The following is a 23,737-nucleotide window of genomic DNA, read 5'->3' as shown; positions in this document are numbered from 1 at the left end:
GGCCGGAGCACCGCGACTCAGGCGCCGCCAGGCGCGCGTTCAGGACAACCGCCTCAAGAGCGACAGCAGGGTCTTCTGCTCCAGCGGCTTGACCAAGTGCTCGTCGAATCCGGCGGCGAGCGACTGCTCGCGCGCCTGCTCGTGACCGAGCCCCGTCAGGGCGACGAGCATCAGCGACTCCGAATCCGGATGTCGCTGCCGCAGACGGCGCGCCAGCTCCAGCCCATCCATGCCCGGAATGCCAATATCCAGGAAGGCGACGCGCGGCTGGAAGTGCCGGACACGTTCGATGGCCTCGGGGCCGGAGGATGCCGTCTCGACCTGATAGCCGTGAATCTCGAGCAGCATCGCAAGCGCGCCAGCCACATCCGGATTGTCATCCACGATGAGAATTCGCAGGGGCTCAAGGGAATCGACCGCGAGACTCTCCGCGTCAGGCTTGAGCGCGACGGATTGCGGCGCCTGGACAAGCAAGGGCAGCCGCAGCCGAAGCTCGGCCCCTCGCCCGACCCCCTCGCTCGCAGCCTCCAGGATCCCACCGTGCAGCTCGGCCAGACGCCGGGCGATGGTCAAGCCAAGCCCCAGTCCCGCGTTCGGTGCGACGCCTTGGGACAGGATGTCTTGGCTCGCCCTGCCTTGCGGGCGGAGCCCTAAGATCGATTCGATCTGCGCGGCGGACATCCCCTGACCATTGTCGCGCACCCGGATGAGAACCTCGCCCGCACCGACCTCGGAGTCGACGCGAATTTCACCGTGATCCGGGGTGTATTTGGCGGCGTTCACCAGGAGGTTGAGCAGGATCTGGGACAGGCGCACGGGGTCGCCCTGCACTCTCACCTCAGGCGACGGCAGCTCGAAGACGAAGTGGTGGTGACGCTCGCGCATCATGGCGAAGACGCCGTCCACCGACTGCCGCACCACGTCACGCAGCTCAACCTCGTGCGAGTCGAGCTCGATGCGGTCACGCACGATGCGTGAGACATCGAGCAAGTCGTCCAGCAAACGCCCCATGTGAGCCGTCTGTCGATCCAGCACATCGACCGCCCAGGCGATGCGCCGATCCTCGCCGATGCCGATGGAGCGGATGATCTCGACCGCATTGCGGATCGGCGCCATGGGATTGCGCAGCTCATGACCGAGCATGGCCAGGAATTCGTCCTTGCGACGATCGGCCTCCAGCAGCGCCTCCTCGGCGGCCTTTTCCTTGCGGATGTCGCGGGTCACGGTGGCGTATTGCAATGGACGGCCAGTCTCCGGGTCGTCGATGCGCAGGGCATCGTAGAAGACGTCGATCGGCTCCTGCGTCTGGAAGTGGCGAAAGCGGAATTCTCCAGTCCAGCGCCCGCTTCGGTCGAGCGCGGGCATGATGGTCTCGGCGAGGAAGGGACGGTCCTCGGGCAAGAAGAAGTCCTCGATCCTGATACCGGGCAACGCATCATCGGGGGCGAGCCCAACCAGCTTCCTGCCGGCCCTGTTGAGATAGAGGCATCGACGATCCAGGCCGGCGATTCCGATGAAATCAGAGGAGCACTCGACCACGGTCGCCAGCTCGCGCGCGCGCGCCTCCGCCCTGCGCCTACCCGTGATGTCGATGATGGCGGCCAAGGCACGCAAAGGCTGCCCCTCTGGATCGCGGATGAAGGTCGCGTTGACCAGGGTCCAGACCACCTGACCGTCCTTGCGCAGGTAACGCTTCTCGACGAAGTAGTCGGCATCCTCCTGCCGCACCGCCCGTTGGTAGCGAATACCGTCGTAGTCGCGGTCATCCGGATGAGTCAGCTCGTTGAAGTCCATCTGCAGCAGCTCGGCCTCGTCATAGCCCAGGATGCGACAGAGGCTCTCGTTGACCCGCAACGGTCGACGGCTCGCCGGCTCGATGACCACCATGCCGACGGTGGCGAGTTCGAACATGAGCCGAAACTGGTTCTCGCTCTCACGCAGCGCCTGCTCGATCTGCATCGTCTCCGTGACATCGCGATTCGCGGAGCGGCGGCCAGCGAAGACGCCGTCAGGCCAGTAGAGCGCCTTGCAGACGTGCTCGATCCAACGGACTTCCCCGCTCGGACGCAGCAGGCGCACCCTCATCTGCGTCGCCGGCGACGTGCAGGGGGCGCCGTGCAGATGCGCCGAGAAGCGCTCGCGATCGTCCGGATGAATCACCGACTCGAGCAGCCGAGGATCCGCCAAGAAGGCCGCGACGCTGTAGCCGGAGACCTGCTGACAGGCGGGCGACATCCAGCGCAGCTGTCCGTCCGGCCCGATCCAGTATTCCCAGTCGAGGCTATAATCCGCCAGCATCTGACAGGTCTCGGCCGCATCGGCCAGCGCCGCGACGGCCCGCTCATGCTGGCTGAGATCCAGGGCACAGAGCATGATGCCGGTCAGATGCCCATCGGAATCACGAACGGGCGCCAGCGTAAGATCGAGCTCACGCCCACCATCCGGTCCCGGCAGGACGAACATGCCCTCGTAGCTCGAACCGGATGCGCGCACCTGCTCGGCGAGCCGCCGCAGCTCGCGGCTTTGCGTCAAAGCCTCGCGCCAATCATCGCCGGGCACCTCGGCACACCCCACCTGTGAAGGCCGCGGAGGCCGGATCCATTGGGGGCAGAGCTGAGGGTCGAGGAAACAGAGACTGACGTCGAGCCGCGCCACCAGCTCGGGAGCGCTGTGCTCGTGGTGAAGGGGAGAGGGCGAATGGGTGGGCAAGGGCGAGTCGGCATGGCGTCAGCGGATTCTACGGATGACGATACTCGCCGGTTTTGGTGCGTTCAAGCTTGAAATCAGGGGCTTTCAGTTCTAATTCCTGACAGACATCACGTTTTCAACCAAGAGGTAAGAGAGATGGCAGTCACACTGACAGAGGCCGCCGCGCGGCACGTCGCGCGCATGCTCGAGAAGCGGGGACAGGGCCTCGGCCTCAGGGTCGGCACCAAGAAGAGCGGCTGCAGCGGATTCGCCTATGAGGTGGATTACGCCGATGCGCTCGACGGCGGAGACCAGGTCTTCGAGAGCCATGGCGTCAAAGTGGTCGTCGACGCGCAGAGCATGGAGCGCATCGACGGCATGGAGATCGACTTCGTGACATCGAACCTCCTGAACCAGGGCTTCGAGTTCAACAACCCGCGCGCCAAGGACCAATGCGGCTGCGGCGAATCCTTCAGCGTCTGACCCACCCGGAACCCGAGCGACGAGCGCGCCCTATGTTAGACGACGAGATGCTAGACGACGAGATCGGCGAAATCATCGAGAACTTCGAGCTGCTGGGGGACTGGGACCAGCGTTACCAATACCTGGTCGAGATCGGCGAGCGACTGCCGGCCATGCCCGCCGAGCAGAAGACGGATGCGAATCGCGTCATGGAGTGCATGAGCCTGGTCCATGTCGCCGCGGAGCCGGACCCCGAGCGAGATGGGCGGCTGCGCTTTCGTGGCGACTGCGACACGGCCATCATCAAGGGCGTGGTCGGCTTACTCGTCGGGCTCTTCTCCGGGAAGACCCCGGCGGACATCGAGGCGCTCGACGTCGATGCACTCTTCAGCGGCCTGCAACTGGAGGAGCATCTGAGCCCCAATCGGCATGTCGGCGTCTATGCCATCGTGAACAAGATGAAGCGGCTGGCCGAAGCCGCGGCCTGATGGGTGATTCAGGGAGCCGATCACGTCAAGCTGCGCGGGTCCACGCGGCGGACGCAACGGCGACGGAGAGGTTGGGCAGGATCGCGCTGCAGCGGACCCGAGCGGCGTCGCCGGCGCTGAGGCCCGGAGACGACGCCGCTCATGAGGCAAGCCGGATCGGCAACGAACGCACGCGCTCCCCGGTGAGGGCGAAGACGGCGTTGGCGACGGCTGGAGCGATCGGCGGGACACCCAGGCCGCTGACGCCGCCCGGATCCGCATCGCTCGGCAGGATATCGATCACCACCTCTGGCATCTCGCCGAAACGCAGGAGCGGATACTGCTCGAAATCGAGCTGATCGACCTGCCCGTCCGTGAAGCTGATCTCACCCTTGAGCGCCGCCGTCAGCCCGTAGGCGACGCCGCCCTGGATCTGCCCGCGCACCAGATCCGGATTGACGACACGCCCGCAATCCACGACGCAGAAGACGCGATGGACACGCACACGCCCGCCCTCCAGGGCGACCTCCGCGACCATGGCAATCAGACTCTCGAAGGCCGCGACCAGCGCGAGACCACGCCCCAGCCCCTGCGTGGCGGCCGCGCCCCAGCCAGCACGCTCGCCGATGCGATCGAGCAGACGCAGATGGCGCGGACTGCCGGCCAACAAGTGGCGGCGCATCATGAGCGGATCTTGACCGGCGGCAGCCGCAAGCTCGTCGAGGAAGCACTCGGCGGCAAAACTCGTGTGGGCATAACCGCCGCCGCGCCAAAGACCGACAGCGGCCGGCGTATCGGCGCGCCGGTACTCGATGCGCAGATCGGGGATCTCGTAGGCAATGTCTGCGGCACCCTCGACCATGAAGGGATCGATGCCATCGCGGATACTGTCCGGCCGCAGCCTGGCGAGGACGGAGGGACCCACGACGCGATGGAACCAGGCGGTCACCCGGCCCTCGGCATCCAGTCCCCCGCGTAAACGATGTAGGGTCATGGGCCGGAAGAAATCGTGCCGGAAGTCGTCTTCCCGCGTCCAGACCACTTGAACGGGTCGGTGGACACGCAGCGAGAGCTCGAGCGCATCCACGACGAAGTCCTGCTCCAACCGCCGGCCGTCGCCTCCGCCGAGCAAGCTGGTGTGGACCGAGATCCGTCCCGGCGCCAAGCCCGTGATCGCACTCGCGATCGCCCTCGCCCCTTCCTGGGCCTGAGTGGGGACATAGAGGGCGCAGCGGTCGGGTTGCACGTCGGCGGTGCAGTTCATCGGCTCCATGCAGGCGTGCGGTTGGAAGCCGACCTCATAGACCGCCTCGATCTCATGCGCGGCGGCCGCCAGTGCAAGACTCACGTCACCCGACTTGCGCGCGACGGCCGAGCGCCCCTTGAGCCCGATGCGCAGCCGCGACCGGATGCGCTGGGAATCCAGATTGGCATTGACCGTGGGCCTGCAGCTCACATCCAGTCGCGCGCGCCCCTGGAGGGCGGCCCAGGTCGACTCAGCAACCACGCCGATGCCGTTGCGCACCGCCAGGACGTCGACCACGCCCGCAACCTTCAGGGTCTCCGCCGCTCGCCAGCTCAGCACCCGACTGCCAGGCACGGGGCAGCGGTAGAGCGTCGCAAAGAGGAGACCCGGCAAGCGAATGTCCAGTCCGAAGTGGGCGCCGCCAGAGACCTTCTCCGGCGTATCCAGGCGCTGCTGCGAGGTACCGATCAAGGTCCAGGCAGCGGGGGACTTGAGCGCCACCCGATCCGGAGGCGCCAGCCCCGAGGCGGTCGCGACCAGCTCGCCATAGGACAGACTGCGCACGCCGTCGCTGTGGTGAACCCGGCCGCGACGCGCCTGACAGTCAGACGGCAGGGCCTCCCAGACGGATGCCGCCGCCGCGATCATCAGCGCGCGCGCCGCGGCACCGGCCTCGCGCAAGGGCGTCCAGGCATCGCGCACCGAGGTGCTCTCCCCAGTCGCCTGAACACCGAGCAGACGATTCGCGTAGACCCGTGCGACGGGCGCGATCACCAGCTGCACCTGATCGAGCCCGACCTCCAGCTCTTCGGCCAGCAGCATCGGCAGGGCCGTCATCACGCCCTGGCCCATCTCGGAGCGCGCCAGCACCAGCTCGATTCGCCCGTCACCATGGATCCGAACCCAGGCGTTGGGAGCGAGTTCGACGGGGGCTTCCGGCGCCGTCTTGGCGTCGGCAGAGCGAGGCTCGGGGTCAAGCTCGGCACGGACCGGAAGATGAATGCCAAGCGCGAGGCCACCGCCAGCGAGGGCACCGATCTTGAGCAGGGAACGTCTGGACAGTCGCCGCCCGACCCCGGCATCAGCCATTCTGGACCTCTGGGCTCGCCGCGCGATGCACCGCGCGACGGATGCGTTCGTAGGTGCCGCAGCGGCACAGCACGCGAGACATCGCCTCTTCGATCTGGGCGTCGGTGGGACGCGGATGCTTGTTTAGGAGCGCCGCCGCCATCATGATCTGACCGGGCTGGCAGTAGCCGCACTGCGGCACCTGCTCGATGATCCAAGCCAATTGCAGCGGATGCCGTCCGTCCGACGACAATCCCTCGATCGTCGTCACCGATCGGCCTTCGACCTGAGAGAGGGGCGTCATGCAGGCATTAACCGGCTCACCGTCCAAATGAACGATGCAGGCGCCACACTCCGCCTTGCCGCAGCCGTATTTGGTGCCCATCAGCCCCAGGTGGTCGCGGAGCACCCAGAGCAACGGCATTTCCGGATCCAGATCGAGCGCGCGGGGCTCGCCATTCAACGTCAAGGAGATCATCGCATCTCGAGTCAGGGTCAAGCAGACGGCAGGCCCGCTAGCATTGCAGATTTTAGGCAATGGTGAAAGTGAGCCCGTTAAAAGATCAATAACTCCTGGCCGGAACCGCGAAGCATCGAGGCCCGCCGCGACCCCAACGGTGGCCGCTGGCCCGGCGGAAACCGGCGGCAAAGACACCGCCTTCGACGCTCGCGCGGGCACGAGAGTCCGCGCCCCGCAGTCGCCGACCGCATCCAAGGCCCCATGCCGTTCGCGAATTCTAAGCCCCTTCCGGAACAAAGTGGCACCCTCGCCCCTCCATGTCAAAAGTCAGCCGCAGCCCCCAACGAGTCCTGGAACAGATGCCGCACATCAGCTTGCCCGACCTGCCCTGTCCGCGCCGCCGCGCCTGTCTGCTCGGCCTTTCTTGCCTGCTCCTACTCGGGGTCGAAGCCAGGGCGCAGCCGGGCGGACCCTCCGCATCCAAGCCTGCAGCCGTCATCGTTGCGCAGACGCGCGCCCAAGCCATCACCGACGATGTCGAGGCCCTGGGCACGCTCAAGGCCAACGAGTCGGTCTCCATCACCTCCAATGTCACCGAAACCATCTCGGTCGTTCACTTCGACGACGGCCAACGGGTGAAGGCCGGCGCCCTCCTGGTCGAGATGACCAGCGCGGAGGAGCATGCCTTGCTGGAAGAGGCGCGGGTGCGGGTGGACGAAGCCGAGCGCCAATACCAGCGCGTCAAATCATTGGTCGCTCAGCGCTCGGCCTCCGAGTCCTTGCTCGACGAGCGCAAGCGGGATCTGGACACGACACGCGCTGTCCTGGTAGCGCTGGAGTCGCGCCTCGCGGATCGCATCATCAAGGCCCCCTTCGGTGGCGTCCTTGGTCTGCGCAACATCAGCCGCGGGGCGCTGGTGGAGCCCGGCGACCTCATCACGACGCTGGACGAAGACCGTGTCATGAAGCTCGACTTCTCGGTGCCGAGCATCTATCTGGCCGACGTCGCGCCTGGTCTGAAGATCCTGGCGACGACGGCGGCCTTCGGCGATGAGGTGTTCGCTGGCGTGGTGCGCGGCGTCGACAGCCGGATCGATCCGGTAACGCGCTCCGTGCTCGTGCGCGCACTCATCCCCAACCCGGACGCCAAGCTGAGACCCGGCCTGCTGATGCAGGTCGAGCTGCTGACGAAGCCACGTAACGGCATCGTGATCCCGGAGGCGGCACTGCTCCACGAGGGCATGGGCCATTTCGTCATGGTCCTCGCCGAGGGCAATGCCGGTCTCACCGCGGAGCGTCGAGAGATCGAGATCGGCACCCGTCTTCCCGGACTGGTCGAGGTGCGCAAGGGCCTGGAGTTGGGGGATCGCGTGGTCACGGACGGCAACGACAAGCTCAGACCGGGGCAGCCGCTGGAGATCCTGGCCGTGGATGACGGCTCGCGCGATCTGCGCGCCATGACGGAGCGCGGCCAATGATCCTCTCCGATCTCTCCATCACCCGGCCGGTGCTCGCGAGCGTCCTCTCGCTGCTCTTGGTCGCCTTCGGCCTGGTCTCCTTCGACCGCCTGCCGCTGCGCCAATACCCGGACACGGACCCGCCGGTGGTCTCCATCGAGACGCTCTATCCCGGCGCGGCGGCCATCGTGGTGGAGAACCGTATCACCCAGCTGGTCGAGGACCGCATCGCCGGCATCGAGGGTATTCGCACCATCGAGTCGACCAGCGAGGACGGCCGCTCCCAGGTGACGGTCGAATTCAACATCGACCGCGACATCGACGGCGCGGCCAACGACATCCGCGACCGCGTCTCCGCGATCCTGGACCAGCTGCCGTCGGAGGCCGAGCCGCCGGAGATCCAGAAGGTCGACAGCAACGAAGACGTCATCATGTGGCTCAATCTGGCGAGCGACCGCATGAGCGTGCCCGAGCTGACCGACTATGCCCGCCGCTATCTGGTGGACCGCTTCTCGGTGCTCGACGGCGTCGCGCGCGTGCGCGTCGGCGGCAACCAGGTCTTCGCGATGCGCATCTGGCTCGACCGCAGCGCCCTCGCGGCCCGTGGCATCACGGTCGCCGACGTGGAGGACGCCCTGCGCGCGGAAAATCTGGAGCTGCCGGCCGGCGATGTGGAGTCCATCGATCGGCAGTTCAGCGTCCGCGTCACCCGCACCTTCAACACGGCCCAGGACTTCTCCCAACTGGTCCTGGCGCGCGGCGAGGACGGCTATCTGGTGCGTCTGGGCGACGTCGCCCGCGTCGAGCGCGGCACCGAGGAGGATCGCACCTTCTTTCGCGGCAATGGCGTGCCCATGGTCGGCATCGGCATCATCAAGCAGTCGACGGCCAACACCATCGCCGTGGCCGATGCCGCCAAGGCCGAGATGGAGCGCATCAACCCCAGCCTGCCCAAGGGCATGGCCATCAAGCAGAGCTACGACACCTCGGTCTTCATCAAGGACGCCATCCGCGAGGTCTACAAGACCTTGGGCATCGCCATCGTCCTGGTCATCCTGGTCATCTTTCTCTTTCTCGGCAGCCTGCGCACCACACTGGTGCCGGCCGTTACCGTGCCCGTGTCCATCGTCGCCAGCTTCACAGTGCTCCTGGCACTCGGCTTCTCCATCAACATCCTGACCCTGCTCGCCCTGGTGCTCGCCATCGGGCTGGTGGTCGACGACGCCATCGTGGTGCTGGAGAACATTCACCGCCGGATGGAGGAGTATGGCGAGTCCCGTCTGGTGGCGGCCTATCGCGGCACGCGCCAGGTCGGTTTCGCCGTGGTGGCAACCACCATCGTGCTGGTCGCCGTCTTCGTGCCCATCGCCTTCCTGCAGGGCGATCTCGGACGCCTCTTCGCCGAGTTCGCCCTGACCATGGTGGCTGCGGTGGTCTTCTCCTCTATCGTGGCGCTCTCGCTGTCCGCGATGCTGGCCTCCAAGGTGCTGCCGGAAGCTCATCCGGAGCGCTCCGACGCCTTCAGCCTGCTCCATCTGGTGGACCGAGGCTTCAACTGGGTTCGACGTGCCTATGCGCGCCTGCTCGGCCTGCTGCTGCGCCAACCCTGGATCGTGGTCGTCTGCCTGGTCGCAACCCTGGGTGCCGCCGTCTGGCTGTTCCAGCAGATCCCACAGGAATACACGCCCAAGGAGGATCGCGGGGCCTTCTTCATCATGGTGAACGGGCCGGAGGGCGCCTCCCATGCCTACATGAAGGAGTACATGGACGAGATCGAGCGGCGCCTGCTGCCGTACTCGGACAACGGCGAGGCCATGCGGGTCCTGGTGCGAACACCGAGGTCGTTCTCGAATACGGCGACCTTCAACACGGGCATCGTCATTCTGGTGCTCGACGACTATGCCAAGCGGCGCTCCGCCTGGGTCATCATGGACGAGATCCGCGCAAAGCTCGCCGACCTGCCAGGCGTCAAGGCCTTTCCGGTCATGCGTCAGGGGTTCGGTGGACGGACGCAGAAACCCGTCCAGTTCGTGCTCGGCGGGGGCACCTATGCGGAGCTGGCGCAGTGGCGCGACATCCTGCTCGCCGAGATCGAGAAGGACAATCCAGGTCTCACGGGCATCGACTGGGACTACAAAGAGACCAAGCCGCAGCTGCAGGTGGAGATCGACTACGATCGCGCGGCGGATCTCGGCGTGACCGTCGGGACCATCGGTCGCACCCTTGAGACCATGCTCGGCTCACGCAAGGTCACCACCTATCTCGAGGGCGGCGAGGAGTACGACGTCATCCTGGAAGGCGAGCGCGACGCGCAGCGGACCCCGGCAAGCCTCGACAACCTCTTCGTCAGCTCATCCCGCAGCAACGCGCTCATCCCGCTCGCCAACCTGGTCAAGGTGGTCGAGTCCGCGGACTCGCAGAGTCTGAACCGCTTCAATCGCATCCGAGCCATCACCATCGAGGCGAGCCTGGCCGATGGGCTCGCGCTCGGCGACGCTCTCACCGACTTGGAGAGCAAGGTCAGGAAGCACCTCCCGGAGCGCGCCCAGATCGACTATAAGGGTGAGAGTCGCGACTTCCGATCGAGCAGCCAGGGCGTGCTTTTCGTCTTCGTGCTCGGCGTCCTGGTCGTCTATCTGGTGCTCGCCGCCCAGTTCGAGAGCTGGATCCACCCCTTCATCATCATGCTGACCGTCCCGCTCGCCATGGCGGGCGCGCTGGCCGGACTCTGGGCGACGGGTCAAACGCTCAACATCTACAGCCAGATCGGACTCATCATGCTGGTGGGGCTTGCGGCCAAGAACGGCATCCTCATCGTGGAGTTCGCCAACCAACTGCGCGACCAGGGACAGGAATTTCGCGCCGCGCTGCTGGAGGCGTCGAGTGTGCGGCTACGCCCCATCCTCATGACGGGGATCACGACGGCGGCGGGCTCGGTGCCGCTCTTGCTGTCGAGCGGCGCCGGCGCGGAGACGCGCACGGTCATCGGCACCGTGATCCTGGCAGGCGTCCTGGCCGCGACCTTCTTCACGCTCTTCGTGGTGCCAGTCGCCTATGATCTGCTAGCGCGCCGAACCGGCTCGCCTGGAGACGTCAAGCGGCGTCTGGAGCAGGAGCTGGCGGGCGACTGAGGCGGCGGATTCAAACCGGAACCCTGTGGCGGGACGGAGGCGGCAGCCATGCAGGCGCAGATTCCCATCTACCTCGCCGGGGCCTTGAGCATCTCGATGCTGGTGCTGCTCTGGGTGCTCATCCGTCACATGCAGCGGAGAAACCGCGCCATCCCCTTCGCGCCCACTCTTCTCGAGGGGCGCGCCTACAGGTGTCCCGCCTGCGGCCGCGACATGCAGAGCGGCTGGGTCATGTTGGGGAAAGGTGCGATTTGGTCGCCGCTGCGAGCCGGACCACCGGGCGCTCTAGCGCACATCGGATCGGCACTGCCGAATACCATCAGTCTCTCGCTGAGGCCAGCGAGCAACCTGAGCTGGCACTGCCCGGACTGCCAGATGCTGCTGGTGGATCATTCGACGCTGGTCACACCAGCCAAGTGATACAGGCTACGAAGCCCGTCGAATCTTCAAGCGGATGCCGCCTTCGAACGCTTGCGGGGACGCAGCTCAGCACGTCCCCGTGCTGTGGAGGGGGCCATCGGCACCGGTCTTCCGACCGGGCAACTGGCCCCCAGCGCTTCCCTGATCGAGCCGAAGCTGTTGACCGCCGAACATGGCTCCGCGCGGCGATCGGCCGCGCGACGGAGCCCCTACTCATCAGTTGTTCTTTGCCCCTTGTGCGATCCAAGTCTCGATGGTCGCGATTTCCTGCTTGCTGATGGGATCCTTCCCATGCGGCATGCGGATGGATGGATCGACCTCGCCGGCAACCAAGCGGTAGAGGCTGCTGGAGATGGAGTCGCCCGGAACGATCACGGGGCCAAACTTGGTGCCTTTCATCAGGCTGTCGTAAGACTCGATCAGGAATCCGCTCGCCTCGAAGCCCGCGCCGCCATTCAGATGGCACTCGACGCAGTGTTTCTGCAGGATTGGCTTTACGTCCTGGGAAAAACTCACACTCGATTGCTGACCGCAGCCGGCAAGCAAGATGACGGCCGGCAGACCCAGGACGCTGGACCACTTCATGATTCGTGTCATCGATTGTTCTCCTTCTTCTGATGGAACAGGCTGCTCTCACAGCCAGCTATGCGACCGCTTGACCGACCACCGATCCGCTTTCAGCCGCCAGTGACTGGGCTGGTTGAAAACAGATCGTCTGACGGTTTGAACATAGCCCGTCTTTTCCACGAAAAACTATGAACCAGGCATCAATTTCAAGAAGGGAGCAATAGACTTTTTTTATCGACCTCGATCAAGGCCGAGTCGAGACATCAAGTATTCGGCGCACCGGACCGAAACTCCGACGATGATGCGGCGTCACGCCCAGCCTAGTCAGCGCATCGAGATGCAGACGCGTGGGGTAGCCTTTGTGTCGCGCGAAACCATAGCCAGGGTATTCCCGATCCAATTCCTCCATCCGACGATCGCGCGCAACCTTCGCCAGGATCGAGGCAGCACCGATCTCGGGAACGCTCGCATCGCCGCCGACGATCGCCTCGACGCTGAAGGCGAGTATCGGACACTGGTTGCCATCCACCAGGACATGCCCCGGAATCAGATCCAGACCGGCGACGGCGCGCTGCATGGCCAGCAGTGAGGCCTGGAGGATATTGATGCGGTCGATCTCCTCGACACTGGCCCAGCCAATCGACCAGGCGAGCGCCTGAGCCCTGATCGCCAGGTCCAGTGACGATCGCCGCTCCGGCGAGAGCTTCTTGGAATCTGTGATGCCCGGAATCGGGCGCGCGACATCGAGGATGACGGCCGCCGCGCAAACCGGTCCGGCCAATGGGCCACGACCAGCTTCATCGACCCCCGCGATCAGCATCGCGCAACACCTTCCAGGAGTCTCTGGCCAAGGAGTTCGAGTACCGCGCGTGCGGCGGTCTCAGCCGCATCGCGCCTCAGCGCTCGGTGGATTCGGCCATATTCCTGCTGAATACGCAGGACGCGATCGGCGTCGGCGAGCAAACCCAGCAGCGCGGGAGCCAGCAGATTCGCGCGACACTTGTCTTGAATCAGCTCCGGGGCCAGTTCACGCCCGACCAGCAGGTTCGCCATGGCGACATGAGGCACCTTGACCAATCTCAGCCCCTTGACCAGATGATAGGAAATGGGGTGGACACGGTATCCAACCACCATGGGCCGCTTGAGCAGCAGGGTCTCCAGGGTCGCGGTACCCGAGGCCGTCAGGACAGCGTCCGCGGCGGCGATGACCTCACGGCTGCGTCCAGCCACCAGACTGATCGGCAGATCCGGCGCCAGGGCTTGCAACTCGGCGTCGAAGAGGTCGCGCAACTTCGCATTGACCATGGGGGCGACGAATGTCAACTCTGGTCTCGCGGCAAGGCACTGGACGGCCGTCTCGATGAAGGGCCGGGCCAGACGTGCCACCTCCCCGACCCGACTGCCGGGCAGGATGGCGATGAGCCTCCCCTTCAGCGGCAGACCCAAGGCACGGCGGGCAGCACCGCGGTCGACCTCCAGGGGGATTTCATCGGCCAAGGGATGACCGACATAGGTCGCCGGCACTCCATGCTGACGCAAGAAGGCCTCTTCAAAGGGAAAGATGCTCAACATCAGGTCGACGGCGCGGCGGATTCCTTTCACCCGTCCCGGACGCCAGGCCCACACGGTTGGGCTGACCAGGTGGACCGTCTTGATGCCATGCGCTCGCAGACGCCGCTCGAGCCCAAGATTGAAGTCCGGCGCATCCACGCCGATGAAGACATCCGGTCGATTGGACAGAAAATACCGCTCCAACTGCGCACGCAGACCCAGCAGCTCGCGCAGGTGCGCGAGCACCTCCATCAGCCCCATCACCGAAAGCCGCTCAAGATCGAAGAGCGTCTCGCATCCTGCTTCGAGCATTCTGGGGCCGGCGACACCGACGAAACGCGCATCGGGCACGCATCGACGGATCGCCTGCACGAGCGAGGCACCCAGCAGATCGCCCGATGCCTCGTTGGCCACGATACCCACGGTGAGCACTGGTTGCTGACCGCTCATGCGCCGCTCACCCAGATGACGATCGGATGCCGCTGTAATAGAGGGTCAGGAGACACCCAAGGCGCCAGACGCGGGCCGAAGGATTCACAGGGCATGCGGCTCAACTGAACCCGATCAGCGAACGATGCTACGGTTGGTGTCGGCGAGGAATTCGAGCAAGATCTGGAGTTCCGGCGTCGCATCGGCCATCTCGCGGATGCGCGCAAGCGCTTCGTCACGCTTGAGATTCGCCATGTACAGGGACCGGTAGGCCCGTTTGATGCTCTGGATCGATTCAGTGGAGAAGCCACGGCGGCGCAAGCCCTCGGTGTTGATACCATGCGGCTCCGCGGGGTGCCCGCCGACCATGACGTAAGGCGGGACGTTCTTGTTCAACACCGAGCCCATGGCGCAAAAGCTATGTGCCCCGATGCGGCAGAACTGGTGCACGATGGTAAAACCGCCCAGGATCGCCCAGTCCTGAACCTCGACATGACCGCCGAGCGAAGCGGCATTCGCCATGATGACCTGATTCCCGATCCGGCAGTCGTGCGCCACATGGGTATAGGCCATGAAGAGGTTATCGCTGCCGATGCGGGTCACGCCCTGGTCCTGCAGCGTCCCTCGGTGCAGTGTCGCAAACTCGCGGACCTGGTTGCGATCGCCCAGCTCGAGCCAGGTTGGCTCGCCACCATACTTCTTGTCTTGAGGGTCTTCGCCGACCGAAGCGAACTGAAAGATGCGGTTGTCGCGCCCGATCCGCATAGGCCCCTTGAGCACGGCGTGCGGTCCGACGCGCGTTCCTGAATCGATCTGAACACCGGCGCCAATGACCGAGAAGGGACCGACCTCGACGCTGGAGTCGAGCTCCGCGCCGGCATCGACGACCGCTGTGGGATGGATCAAGCGGTGAAGTCCCGCGCCGTGCACATGATCTCAGCCGTCGCGACCACGCGGTCGTCCACGCGCGCCTCGCCATCGAACTTCCAGATCCCCCGGCGCACGGGGCCGAGCTTGACTTCCATGATCAATTGATCGCCTGGCTCGACAGGACGTTTGAACCTCGCCTTGTCGATCCCGACGAAGTAGTAGAGCGACCTCTCCCCCACCTCTTCCGGGCGCGATGCCATGGCCAGCAAACCCGTCGCCTGCGCCATGGCCTCCACGATGAGGACACCCGGCATGACCGGACGCACCGGAAAGTGCCCGGTGAAGAAAGGCTCATTGAAGCTCACGTTCTTGAGCGCGACCAGATAGTCGTTGACCTTGTAGTCGATGACTTTATCGACCAACAAGAATGGATAGCGGTGCGGCAAGAGGCTCATCACCTTGTGAATATCCATGGTGCTCACGGCTGTCTCCGCGCCACTCGCTTGCTGTTCGGAATCCGCTGGCACCGGATGTGACCCATCCATCAGGATTCCCCCTGCCCTTTTGCTTCGTTCATTGTTTCAACAGCTACTTCAAGTTGTTTCACTCGGCGCGTCAGCTCGTCGAGATGCCTGAAACGCGCCACGTTTCGCCTCCACTCCGCAGTCGGCATCGCTGGGATGCCGCTGCTATAGGAGCCAGGCTCCGTAAACGACCGCGTTACCATCGCCATGCCGGTAAAATGCACGTCGTCACCGATTTCGAGGTGTCCGGCCATGCCGACGGCACCCGAGATGGTGCAGTTGCGTCCGATCCGCGTCGAGCCGGAGATCCCCGTGTTGGCGGCCATTGCCGTGTTGTCACCGACCACGACGTTGTGGCCGATCTGAATATGGTTGTCCAGCTTCACCCCGTTTCCGATCAGCGTATCCTCGACCGCACCACGATCGACGCAGGTGTTGGCACCGATCTCCACATCGTCACCGAGCACGGCCCGCCCCACCTGAGGGATGCGCACCCAGCGCTCACCATCCCGCGCAAAACCGAAGCCTTCGCGACCGATCACCGCCCCCGGGTGCAGGAGCGCCCGCCGACCGACCTGGGTTCCCGCGCAGAGCGTCACCCGCGCGACCAGGCGGCTATCCTCACCGACAGTGACCCCCTCCCCGAGAATGCAGCCTGGCCCGACGAAGACCCGCGCCGCGACCACGGTCTGCGCCTCCAACACCGACGTCGGTCCGATCCAAGCCGACGGATGAACCTGGGCGGTCGAATCGACGACCGCGCTGGGATGAATCCCGCTCGGCCTCGCCGGCTGCGGATACAGAATACCCGCCGCCCGCGCAAAGGTCAGATAGGGGTTGTCACTGACAAGGACAGGCACCCTGGACGCATCGGCATCCGCCTGCGTGAGAATGACGGCCGCCGCGCGGGTATCGGCGAGTTGGCTTCGGTATTTGGAGTCGCCGAGAAACGTCAGGCTGCAGGCGTCCGCCTTGCTCAGCTGCGCCACGCGCGAGACCATCACCCGCCCGTCACCCAGCAATGGCACGGCAAGCCGTTGGGCGAGTTCTTCGAGACAGATCTCCAACAGACGGGTCTCCTGGTCAGCCCCTAGGGTTCGGCGTGGTCAGCGCGGCAAGATCAGGTGGTCCTGGAGCGCGGCGCTCGCTGCTTCGCGAAACGCTCACTTCTTGAAGCGCTCACTTCTTGTTGAATTCGTCCTTCAGACGCTCGATCACGAGGTCCGAGATATCGATACGAGGGTTCGAGTAGACCAAACCGTCGCTGATGATGAGATCGATCTTCTGCTCCTTGGCCAACTCGACCACTACCTCCTGCACCTGCCGCCCCAGCTTTGTCCTGAGCTCGTTCTGACGCAGGGCGAAATCCTCCTGGAACTCGTCCCTGGCATACTTCAGCTTGCGCGTGCGGCTACGAATGTCGTTCTGCAGACGCTGGATCTCGCTCTCGCTCATGAGCGCACCATCCTTCTCCAGCTTATGCTGCAGCGAGGCAATCTGATCCTGCTGCTCGCGCAGATTACGCTCGCGCTCCTCGACCTCGCCCTGCAGGGCATCGCGCGCCGCCTCATATTGCGGCGACTGCTCGACGACCCGGTTGGGATCCACGACAGCGATCCGGTAATCCGCCGCATGCAGCGGATTGACCACGAGCGCCGTCACGAGCGTGGCGAGGGAGAGGACTGGAGTCTTCAAGAACACCCCCGGAATCAAAACGTCTGCCCGAACCCAAACTGGAACACCTGAGTGTCATCCCCTTCTTTTTCATTGAGGGGAAAGGCCAGGCTGATCGAGAGCGCGCCGACCGGCGAGAGCCAGGTCACGGACATGCCGGTCGAGTACCTCAGATCGCCCATATCGAACCCGGTCGATGTCAGCAGATCCGAATCATAGGTCGACCAGACGTTGCCGAAATCGAGAAAGGCGCCGAGCCGCAATGTCTTCTCGAACTGACCGCCGATCGGCGCGGGGGCGAAGAGCTCCAGGCTGCCGACGAGCTTCAGGTTGCCGCCGACCGGATCATCGCTGGCGATTTCGCGCGGCCCCAAGGAGTTCGCGACCCAGCCACGCACGGAGCGGGGACCGCCGGCATAGTAGTTCTCGAAAAAGGGCAGATAGCTGATATCGCCATAGCCGTCGCCATAGGCCACGTCTCCCGTGAGCGAGAAGACGAAGCGCGACGTCAGCGGGACATACCGCTGCTCCTGGTAGCTGACCTTGTAATACTGCAGGTCGCTTCCAGGCACGGACAGCTCTGCGGCGGTCGTCCGCAAACCACCGCGGGTGGGGAAGACGGCGGTATCCCGTGTGTCGTTGGTATAGCTCGCGGACAGGATGAAGTCGTTAAAGGTATTCCCATTCTCGTAGACGAACTCTTGGGCGATACCCGACTCACCCGCGGTGAAATCCGTGTATTGATACCTGAATCCCAGTCCGGCCCGGCTGGTATCGGTAATCGGCAACCCGAAATTCACCCCGGCGATCCCCACATCCGTGGAGTAGTCGGCGCCGATCAGCTCATCGAAATCCGTCTCCCGGTAGGAGAGGTTGAAGCCTCGGCTGATCCCATCGACGGTGTAGTAGGGATTGTTGTAGCCGAGCTGATAGAGCCTGGTCGCGGTGCTCGTATTGAAGGCGAGCGCAATCCGCTTGCCTGTTCCGAGAAAATTGTTCTGGGTCACACTGGCGTTCAGCAGGATGCCCTGGGATTGGGAGAAACCAATACCCGCGGCAATGTTGCCGGCCGGCTTCTCCTTCACGGTGACGTCCACGTCCACCTGGTCAGCCGATCCCGGCACCGCGGGCGTCTCGATGGAGACATCGTCGAAGTAGCCCAGACGCTGCAGACGCTCGCGCGACTTGCGCACCAGATCGGCGGAGAACCAGGCGGTCTCGAGCTGACGCATCTCTCGCCGCAGGACCTCGTCGCGCGTGCGCGTGTTGCCCTTCATGTTCACCCGGCGCACGTAGACGCGCTTGCCCGCGTCGACGAAGAAGGTCACGGCGACCTCTTTCGCCTCTTCGTTGATCTCGGGGACGGTGTTGACGTTGGCGAAGGCATAGCCCTCGTCACCCAGAAGGCTGGAGATGCGCTCCGCGCTTTCCGTAGTCGCCTTGCGCGAGAAATACTCCCCACGCTTTAGCTGAATCAGCGGGAAGAGCCGCTCGGCCGGCACGGAAGGATCGCCAGCCAGCTTGATGTCGCTGACCCGGAAAGGCTCGCCCTCTTCGATGGCAACCGTGACGTAGATTTCCTTCTTGTCGGCGCTGATCGAGACCTGCGTCGATTTGATGTCGAACTTGATGTAGCCGCGATCGAGGTAGAAGGAGCGCAACGACTCCAGATCCCCCGCCAGCTTCTGCTTGGAGTACTGATCGTTCTTAGAATAGAAGGAATTCCAACGGGTCGGGCCCAGCTCGAACTGCTTGCGCAGCTCTTCCTCGGCGAAAGCCTGATTCCCGATGATGTTGATCTGCTTGATCCGAGCCGTCAGCCCCTCGATCACCTCGATATTGACCGCGACGCGGTTGCGCTCCAGGGGCGAGACCGTGGACTGGATGATGACGCCGTACTTGCCGCGCGCGAAGTATTGCCGTTCGAGCTCTTGCTCGATTCGGTCTAGCACGGAGCGGTTGAAGACCCGTCCTTCTTTCAAACCGATATCTGCAAGCGCCGCATTGAGCGCCTCGGTGTCGATATCCTTATTGCCCGAGATCTTGATCTCAGCGATCGCCGGTCGCTCGCGCACCCAAATGACCAGGACGCTCCCGTCGCGCTCGACGCGCACGTCGTCGAAGAAGCCGGTCTGATAGAGGGAGCGGATGATGCCGCCCGTGACGTCCTCGCTGACCGTGTCGCCAACCTGCACGGGCAGATAGTTGAAGACGGTCCCTGGCGCAATGCGCTGCAGCCCTTCGACACGGATATCGGAGACCTGGAAGACCTCGCCGAAGGCTGGGAGATGAACGAAGGCCAGCAGGAGGCACAGCAAGACGGATTGCCGGACATTCGAGCCGAGAGTCTGAGTTATCGCGCGCAAGACGAGGTCCCCTACATCAAGCCGAGATCTGCGACGCAGCCGGCATCCAAAGGAGACGCTGATACGTCGCGCCTCCCATGCGGGGCAGAACCGCCCCGTGCTGACCGAAGGCCAGCACGGCGTTCGACCAGCGTCACCCCAAGGCGCGCTAGTATAAGGGAACAGTCGTAATTAACCCAAGAGGCGTGAAAGATCCACGTAGAAGGCGAGCGTCATGAGCGCCGCGAGCAGGATGAATCCAACCTTCTGGCCCTGGAGCTGGACCTGATCGGAGAGCGGACTACCCTTGATCCATTCGACGAGGAAAAAGAGGAGGTGGCCGCCATCGAGCACGGGAATGGGCAGGAGGTTGAGGACACCCAGACTGATACTCACGATCGCCAGGAACTTGACGAAGGAATCGAGCCCGTAGCTCGCGGTCCGCCCAGCGGCCTCGGCGATGGTGATGGGCCCGCTCAGGTTGCGCACCGAGGCTTCGCCGATCAGCATCCGCCCCATGACACGCAGCATCACGGTACTCATCTCGACCGTCTTTCCGACGGCCTGACTCATGGCCTCGACGGGGCCATAGCGAACGTCGACGAGGTAGCCATCCATCAGCCCATCAGGCACCTCGGGACCGGCCCCGATCCGCCCAGCTTCCTTGCCGTCGATCTCGATCGCGCTCGGCGTGATGTCGATCCGGCGAACCTCGCTGCCTTGGCGCTCGACCTCGAGCACGATCTCCCGACCGGGCCGATCACGCACCAAAGCGACCCAGTCTTGCCAAGAGGCGAGCGCTTGCCCGTCAGCCTTCAAGACGCGGTCTCCGACCGCGAGTCCGGCGCGCTCGGCCGGCTCACCTGGGACGATCTCGCCGATGACGGGCGGAAGTGCTGGCCTGTCGGGCTCGATTCCGATGCGACTGACGAGATCCGGCGCCTCGGAGAGTTTCGCCAACGCCTCGCCCGGGATGATGCGTGAACGCTCCAGCCCACCGGAATCGCGCACCTGGACCTCAAGGTCCTTGCCGTCCAATGCCTCGACAGTGAAGGCAAAGACGGCGGTCTCCCAGCTGCGCGCGGGCCGACCATCGATACTGAGCAGCTCGTCGCCCGCCTGGAAACCGGCCTCCGCCGCGATGGACGCCGGCTCGACGGCCCCCACGACGGGCCTGAGACCGGTGTCGCCGGCCATGAAGATGATCCAATAGGCCAGGATCGCAAAGATCAGATTGAAGAGCGGACCGGCGAAGACGACCGCGGAGCGTTTCCAGATGGGCTGGCGATTGAACGCCTGATCGAGCAGCGCCTCCGGAACCTCCTCCTCGCGTTCGTCGAGCATCTTGACGTAGCCGCCCAGCGGGATCATCGCGACCACGTACTCGGTCGCCTCGGGGCGGCGTTGCCAGCGCAGCAGGGGCCTGCCGAAACCGATCGAGAACTTCAACACCCTGATCCCGAGACGACGAGCCACCCAGAAGTGTCCGAATTCGTGAACGGCAATGAGAATCGCCAGAGCGACGATGAAGGAGCCGAGCGTGAAGAGGATGTCCATCGTGGCTAAATGGCCCGCTCGCGCGCCAAGCGTTCAGCGCAGTCGCGCGCGCGCTGGTCGACGTCGAGGAGAAACTCCAGCCCCTGACCCTGCACGGACTCGTTCGGAAGCGTCTGCAAGGTTTCACTGACGACGGCCGCAATGCCGGGCAGATCGATCTGGCGCTCCAGGAAGGCGGCGACCGCGATCTCATTGGCGGCGTTGAGGACGGCCGGCGCGGTCCCGCCGAGGCGCGCCGCTTCGAACGCCAGCGCGAGACAGGGGAAGCGCATCAGGTCAGGCTCCTGGAAATCCAGGCGCGCCACGGCGAAGAGGTCGAGCGGAGCGACCCCGGAATCGAGCCGCTCGGGCCAGGCCATCGCATGTGTGATCGGCGTACGCATATCTGGGTTTCCAAGCTGGGCGAGCACGGATCCATCCTCGTATTGGACGAGAGAATGGATGACGCTCTGCGGGTGTACCACGACTTGAATATGGTCGGTGTCCGTCCCGAACAACCAGCAGGCCTCGATGACTTCGAGCCCCTTGTTCATCATGGTCGCGGAATCGACCGAGATCTTGCGCCCCATCGCCCAGGTCGGGTGCGCACAGGCCTGCTCGGGCGTCACGGCGGACAGGCGCTCGATGGGCCAGTCGCGCAGCGGACCGCCGGAGGCCGTGAGCAGGATCCGCTTGACGCCCACCTTGGGCAGTCCATCGGTGAAGTTCGGAGGCAGACACTGGAAGATCGCGTTGTGCTCGCTGTCGATCGGCAGGAGTTCGGCGCCGCTTTCGGCAACCGCCTCCATGAGCAGGGCGCCAGCCACGACCAAGGACTCCTTGTTGGCGAGCAGCACGCGCTTACCGGCGCGCGCCGCGGCCAGCGTCGGGCGCAGCCCAGCCGCGCCCACGATGGCCGCCATCACGTAGTCCACCTCGGGCAAGGCCGCGACCTGCTCCAGCCCCTCGACGCCCGAGAGGATCTCCGGGCGCTGCGGCATGTCCGCAAGGAGGTCGCGCAGCCGCATGGCGGCATCCGCATCGGCCATCACCGCGAACTTTGGGCGATGCTGACGGCATTGCTCGGCAAGGCGCTCCGCATCTCGATTGGCGGTCAAGGCGACCGCCTGAAAACGATCCGCATGCCGAGCCAGCACGTCCAGGGTGCTGACGCCGATAGAGCCGGTGGCTCCGAGTAGGGTCACGCCTATCACTGTCGAACTCCGCTCAAGTTAGGGCCCAGGCCATGCCAAGGGCGAATACGGGGGCGGCCGCAGTCAGGCTGTCGATGCGATCGAGCAGGCCACCATGACCGGGCAAGAGCTGACTCGAGTCCTTGAGGTTGCGCTGACGCTTCAGCAGGCTCTCATAGAGATCGCCGACGACCGAGATCAGCGCGGCGACACCGCAGACCATCAACGCCAAGAGGGTGTGGGGCAGATCCAGCGACAGCACCCAGGAAAAGAGCAAGCCGCACAGACCGGCGCCAGCCAGGGCGCCATAGACGCCGACGCGCGTCTTACCTGGACTCACGGCGGGCGCAAGCTTCGCCCTGCCCCAGCGCTTGCCGACGAAATAGGCCAGCGAGTCCGCCGTCCAGATCAGCACGAGCAGGAATAGCACCAGTCCTGGACCGATGGCGGGCATGCGATGCAGGCTCATGAGCGCAGCCCAGGGCGCCAGCAACACCAGCAATCCGACCAGAAGCTGCCAGGGCCTGGGCTCGACGACCACGCTGACTTCACGCGTGCGCATGAGCCTGACCGCCTGCGCAAACCACCAGATCGCGCTGACGGCCATGAGCGCTAGCTGCCAATCGGGCGCCAGCCAGAGTATCGCCAAACAGACGGCGACGACCCCAGAGTAGGCGATGCGATGCACGACGCGCGTGATACCTGAGAGTCCGCACCATTCCCAGGCCGCGATCAGGAGCACCACCGAGAGGAAGAGCGCGAACCCAGGCGTGGGCAGCAGCAGCACGGCCGCGATGACCAGCGGGCCGAGCGAGAACGCCGTGATCGCCCGGCGTCGCAGACTGCTCGACGCCAGCACCAGGCTAGCCTCGCGCATAGGCACTCACCGCCGCCAGGGTCTCGACCTGTTCACCGGTGCGTCCGAAACGGCGCTGGCGACGGGCATAGTCATCCAAGGCGAGGCCATAGGCCGACTCGTTGAACGCCGGCCAGAGGGTGTCGGTGAAATAGAGTTCGGCATAGGCGGACTGCCAGAGCACGAAGTTGCTCAGGCGTTGCTCGCCACCCGTCCTGATGAAGAGATCCGGCTCGGGGAGGTCGGGAAAGGACAGATGCTCGGCGAAAACCTGCTCGTCAATGGCCTCGGGCTGAAGGCGCCCGGCTTGGACGTCGGCGAGCATGCGTCGCGCCGCCTGGACGATGTCCCAGCGCCCGCCATAATTGGCCGCGACCTGGAGATTCAAACGGTTGTTGTCGGCCGTGAGCGCCTCTGCCTCCGCGATGCGGTGCTGCAGCTTTTCGGGAAAGGCGCTCCGCTCCCCGATGATGCGCAGACGCACCTGATTCTCATGCAGGCGCTTCACCTCATTGCGCAGGGCGCTCACAAAAAGCTCCATGAGGATGTTCACCTCGGTCCTTGGACGCTGCCAATTCTCGCTACTGAAGGCGAACAGGGTCAGCGTCTCCACACCCCGCCGCACGCTCTCCTCGACAACGGCACGAACGCTCTTGACGCCCTCGCGATGGCCAGCCGTGCGCGGTAGCCCGCGCTGCTTGGCCCAGCGACCGTTCCCATCCATGATGATGGCGACATGACTCGGCATCCGGCGCTCGGCGGCCGAAGCCATGACTGCGGGTGATGTGGTTTC

At 64.6% G+C, this 23,737-nt stretch carries 20 protein-coding genes; 5 read left to right on the top strand and 15 right to left on the bottom strand.

What is annotated here, in order from left to right; genetic code table 11:
* Window positions 1–39 precede the first annotated feature (39 nt).
* Entirely contained in the window at window positions 40–2,709 is a 2,670-nt protein-coding gene (locus tag CKO23_RS01580; protein WP_200327985.1) for a PAS domain-containing hybrid sensor histidine kinase/response regulator, read from the bottom strand.
* Between the two features lie 135 nt (window positions 2,710–2,844).
* Here CKO23_RS01580 and CKO23_RS01575 point away from each other — a divergent pair, with 135 nt between their 5' ends.
* Window positions 2,845–3,171 carry a HesB/IscA family protein gene (locus tag CKO23_RS01575; protein ID WP_200327984.1) on the top strand — a complete coding sequence of 109 codons (327 nt, stop codon included), beginning with the start codon at window positions 2,845–2,847 and terminating at the stop codon, window positions 3,169–3,171.
* Window positions 3,172–3,218: 47 nt separating this feature from the next.
* The gene (locus tag CKO23_RS01570) at window positions 3,219–3,638 is read left to right on the top strand and encodes a SufE family protein (RefSeq protein ID WP_200328005.1); all 420 of its coding nucleotides are present in this window, start codon (window positions 3,219–3,221) and stop codon (window positions 3,636–3,638) included.
* Between the two features lie 139 nt (window positions 3,639–3,777).
* Here the strand turns inward: CKO23_RS01570 and CKO23_RS01565 are convergent, their stop codons facing one another.
* Together CKO23_RS01565 and CKO23_RS01560 are read right to left on the bottom strand one after the other, a co-directional pair.
* Window positions 3,778–5,952 (bottom strand): xanthine dehydrogenase family protein molybdopterin-binding subunit, encoded by a 2,175-nt coding sequence (locus CKO23_RS01565; RefSeq protein WP_200327983.1) that lies wholly within the window; start codon window positions 5,950–5,952, stop codon window positions 3,778–3,780.
* Window positions 5,945–6,409: a (2Fe-2S)-binding protein gene (locus tag CKO23_RS01560; RefSeq protein WP_200327982.1), complete on the bottom strand. Its 465-nt coding sequence runs from the start codon at window positions 6,407–6,409 to the stop codon at window positions 5,945–5,947. The genes CKO23_RS01565 and CKO23_RS01560 overlap by 8 nt, the downstream gene beginning before the upstream one ends.
* A gap of 341 nt (window positions 6,410–6,750) precedes the next feature.
* On the opposite strand from CKO23_RS01560, the gene CKO23_RS01555 reads away from it, so the two are divergent.
* From CKO23_RS01555 to CKO23_RS01545, 3 genes are read left to right on the top strand one after another with little or no spacing between them, the layout of a single operon-like run.
* The gene (locus CKO23_RS01555) at window positions 6,751–7,869 is read left to right on the top strand and encodes an efflux RND transporter periplasmic adaptor subunit (protein ID WP_200327981.1); all 1,119 of its coding nucleotides are present in this window, start codon (window positions 6,751–6,753) and stop codon (window positions 7,867–7,869) included.
* Complete coding sequence (locus tag CKO23_RS01550) at window positions 7,866–10,979, top strand: efflux RND transporter permease subunit (protein WP_200327980.1); 3,114 nt, start codon at window positions 7,866–7,868, stop codon at window positions 10,977–10,979. The genes CKO23_RS01555 and CKO23_RS01550 overlap by 4 nt, the downstream gene beginning before the upstream one ends.
* A gap of 48 nt (window positions 10,980–11,027) precedes the next feature.
* Window positions 11,028–11,399 (top strand): PF20097 family protein, encoded by a 372-nt coding sequence (locus CKO23_RS01545; RefSeq protein ID WP_200327979.1) that lies wholly within the window; start codon window positions 11,028–11,030, stop codon window positions 11,397–11,399.
* Window positions 11,400–11,615: 216 nt separating this feature from the next.
* On the opposite strand, the gene CKO23_RS01540 is transcribed toward CKO23_RS01545, so the two are convergent.
* From CKO23_RS01540 to CKO23_RS01485, 12 genes are all read right to left on the bottom strand, one after another.
* Window positions 11,616–11,996: a c-type cytochrome domain-containing protein gene (locus tag CKO23_RS01540; RefSeq protein ID WP_200327978.1), complete on the bottom strand. Its 381-nt coding sequence runs from the start codon at window positions 11,994–11,996 to the stop codon at window positions 11,616–11,618.
* 214 nt (window positions 11,997–12,210) lie between these two features.
* Window positions 12,211–12,786 (bottom strand): ribonuclease HII, encoded by a 576-nt coding sequence (gene rnhB / locus CKO23_RS01535; protein ID WP_200327977.1) that lies wholly within the window; start codon window positions 12,784–12,786, stop codon window positions 12,211–12,213.
* A complete protein-coding gene (gene lpxB, locus CKO23_RS01530; protein WP_200327976.1) occupies window positions 12,780–13,967 on the bottom strand; it encodes a lipid-A-disaccharide synthase in 1,188 nt (395 codons plus the stop codon). Before lpxB ends, rnhB begins: the two co-directional genes overlap by 7 nt.
* Window positions 13,968–14,081: 114 nt before the next feature.
* A complete protein-coding gene (lpxA, locus tag CKO23_RS01525) occupies window positions 14,082–14,852 on the bottom strand; it encodes an acyl-ACP--UDP-N-acetylglucosamine O-acyltransferase (protein ID WP_200327975.1) in 771 nt (256 codons plus the stop codon).
* Window positions 14,849–15,361, bottom strand: coding sequence for a 3-hydroxyacyl-ACP dehydratase FabZ (gene fabZ, locus CKO23_RS01520; RefSeq protein ID WP_200327974.1), 513 nt, complete (start codon window positions 15,359–15,361; stop codon window positions 14,849–14,851). Before fabZ ends, lpxA begins: the two co-directional genes overlap by 4 nt.
* Window positions 15,361–16,407, bottom strand: a complete 1,047-nt coding sequence (gene lpxD, locus CKO23_RS01515; RefSeq protein ID WP_200327973.1) for a UDP-3-O-(3-hydroxymyristoyl)glucosamine N-acyltransferase — start codon at window positions 16,405–16,407, stop codon at window positions 15,361–15,363. The genes fabZ and lpxD overlap by 1 nt, the downstream gene beginning before the upstream one ends.
* A 112-nt stretch (window positions 16,408–16,519) precedes the next feature.
* A complete protein-coding gene (locus tag CKO23_RS01510; RefSeq protein WP_200328004.1) occupies window positions 16,520–17,002 on the bottom strand; it encodes an OmpH family outer membrane protein in 483 nt (160 codons plus the stop codon).
* A 47-nt stretch (window positions 17,003–17,049) separates the two neighbouring features.
* Window positions 17,050–19,380, bottom strand: coding sequence for an outer membrane protein assembly factor BamA (bamA, locus tag CKO23_RS01505; protein ID WP_200327972.1), 2,331 nt, complete (start codon window positions 19,378–19,380; stop codon window positions 17,050–17,052).
* Between the two features lie 171 nt (window positions 19,381–19,551).
* Entirely contained in the window at window positions 19,552–20,916 is a 1,365-nt protein-coding gene (gene rseP / locus CKO23_RS01500; protein ID WP_200327971.1) for an RIP metalloprotease RseP, read from the bottom strand.
* A gap of 5 nt (window positions 20,917–20,921) precedes the next feature.
* Window positions 20,922–22,109 (bottom strand): 1-deoxy-D-xylulose-5-phosphate reductoisomerase, encoded by a 1,188-nt coding sequence (ispC, locus tag CKO23_RS01495; protein ID WP_200327970.1) that lies wholly within the window; start codon window positions 22,107–22,109, stop codon window positions 20,922–20,924.
* A gap of 13 nt (window positions 22,110–22,122) precedes the next feature.
* Complete coding sequence (locus tag CKO23_RS01490) at window positions 22,123–22,965, bottom strand: phosphatidate cytidylyltransferase (RefSeq protein ID WP_200327969.1); 843 nt, start codon at window positions 22,963–22,965, stop codon at window positions 22,123–22,125.
* Window positions 22,952–23,716, bottom strand: a complete 765-nt coding sequence (locus CKO23_RS01485; protein ID WP_200327968.1) for an isoprenyl transferase — start codon at window positions 23,714–23,716, stop codon at window positions 22,952–22,954. Before CKO23_RS01485 ends, CKO23_RS01490 begins: the two co-directional genes overlap by 14 nt.
* Window positions 23,717–23,737: the final 21 nt, after the last annotated feature.

This window comes from Thiocystis violacea (assembly GCF_016583565.1).
Classification (GTDB): domain Bacteria; phylum Pseudomonadota; class Gammaproteobacteria; order Chromatiales; family Chromatiaceae; genus Thiorhodococcus; species Thiorhodococcus violaceus_A.
Note: the sequence above shows the minus strand (reverse complement) of the source record. Positions and strands in the feature narration are given on the sequence as shown.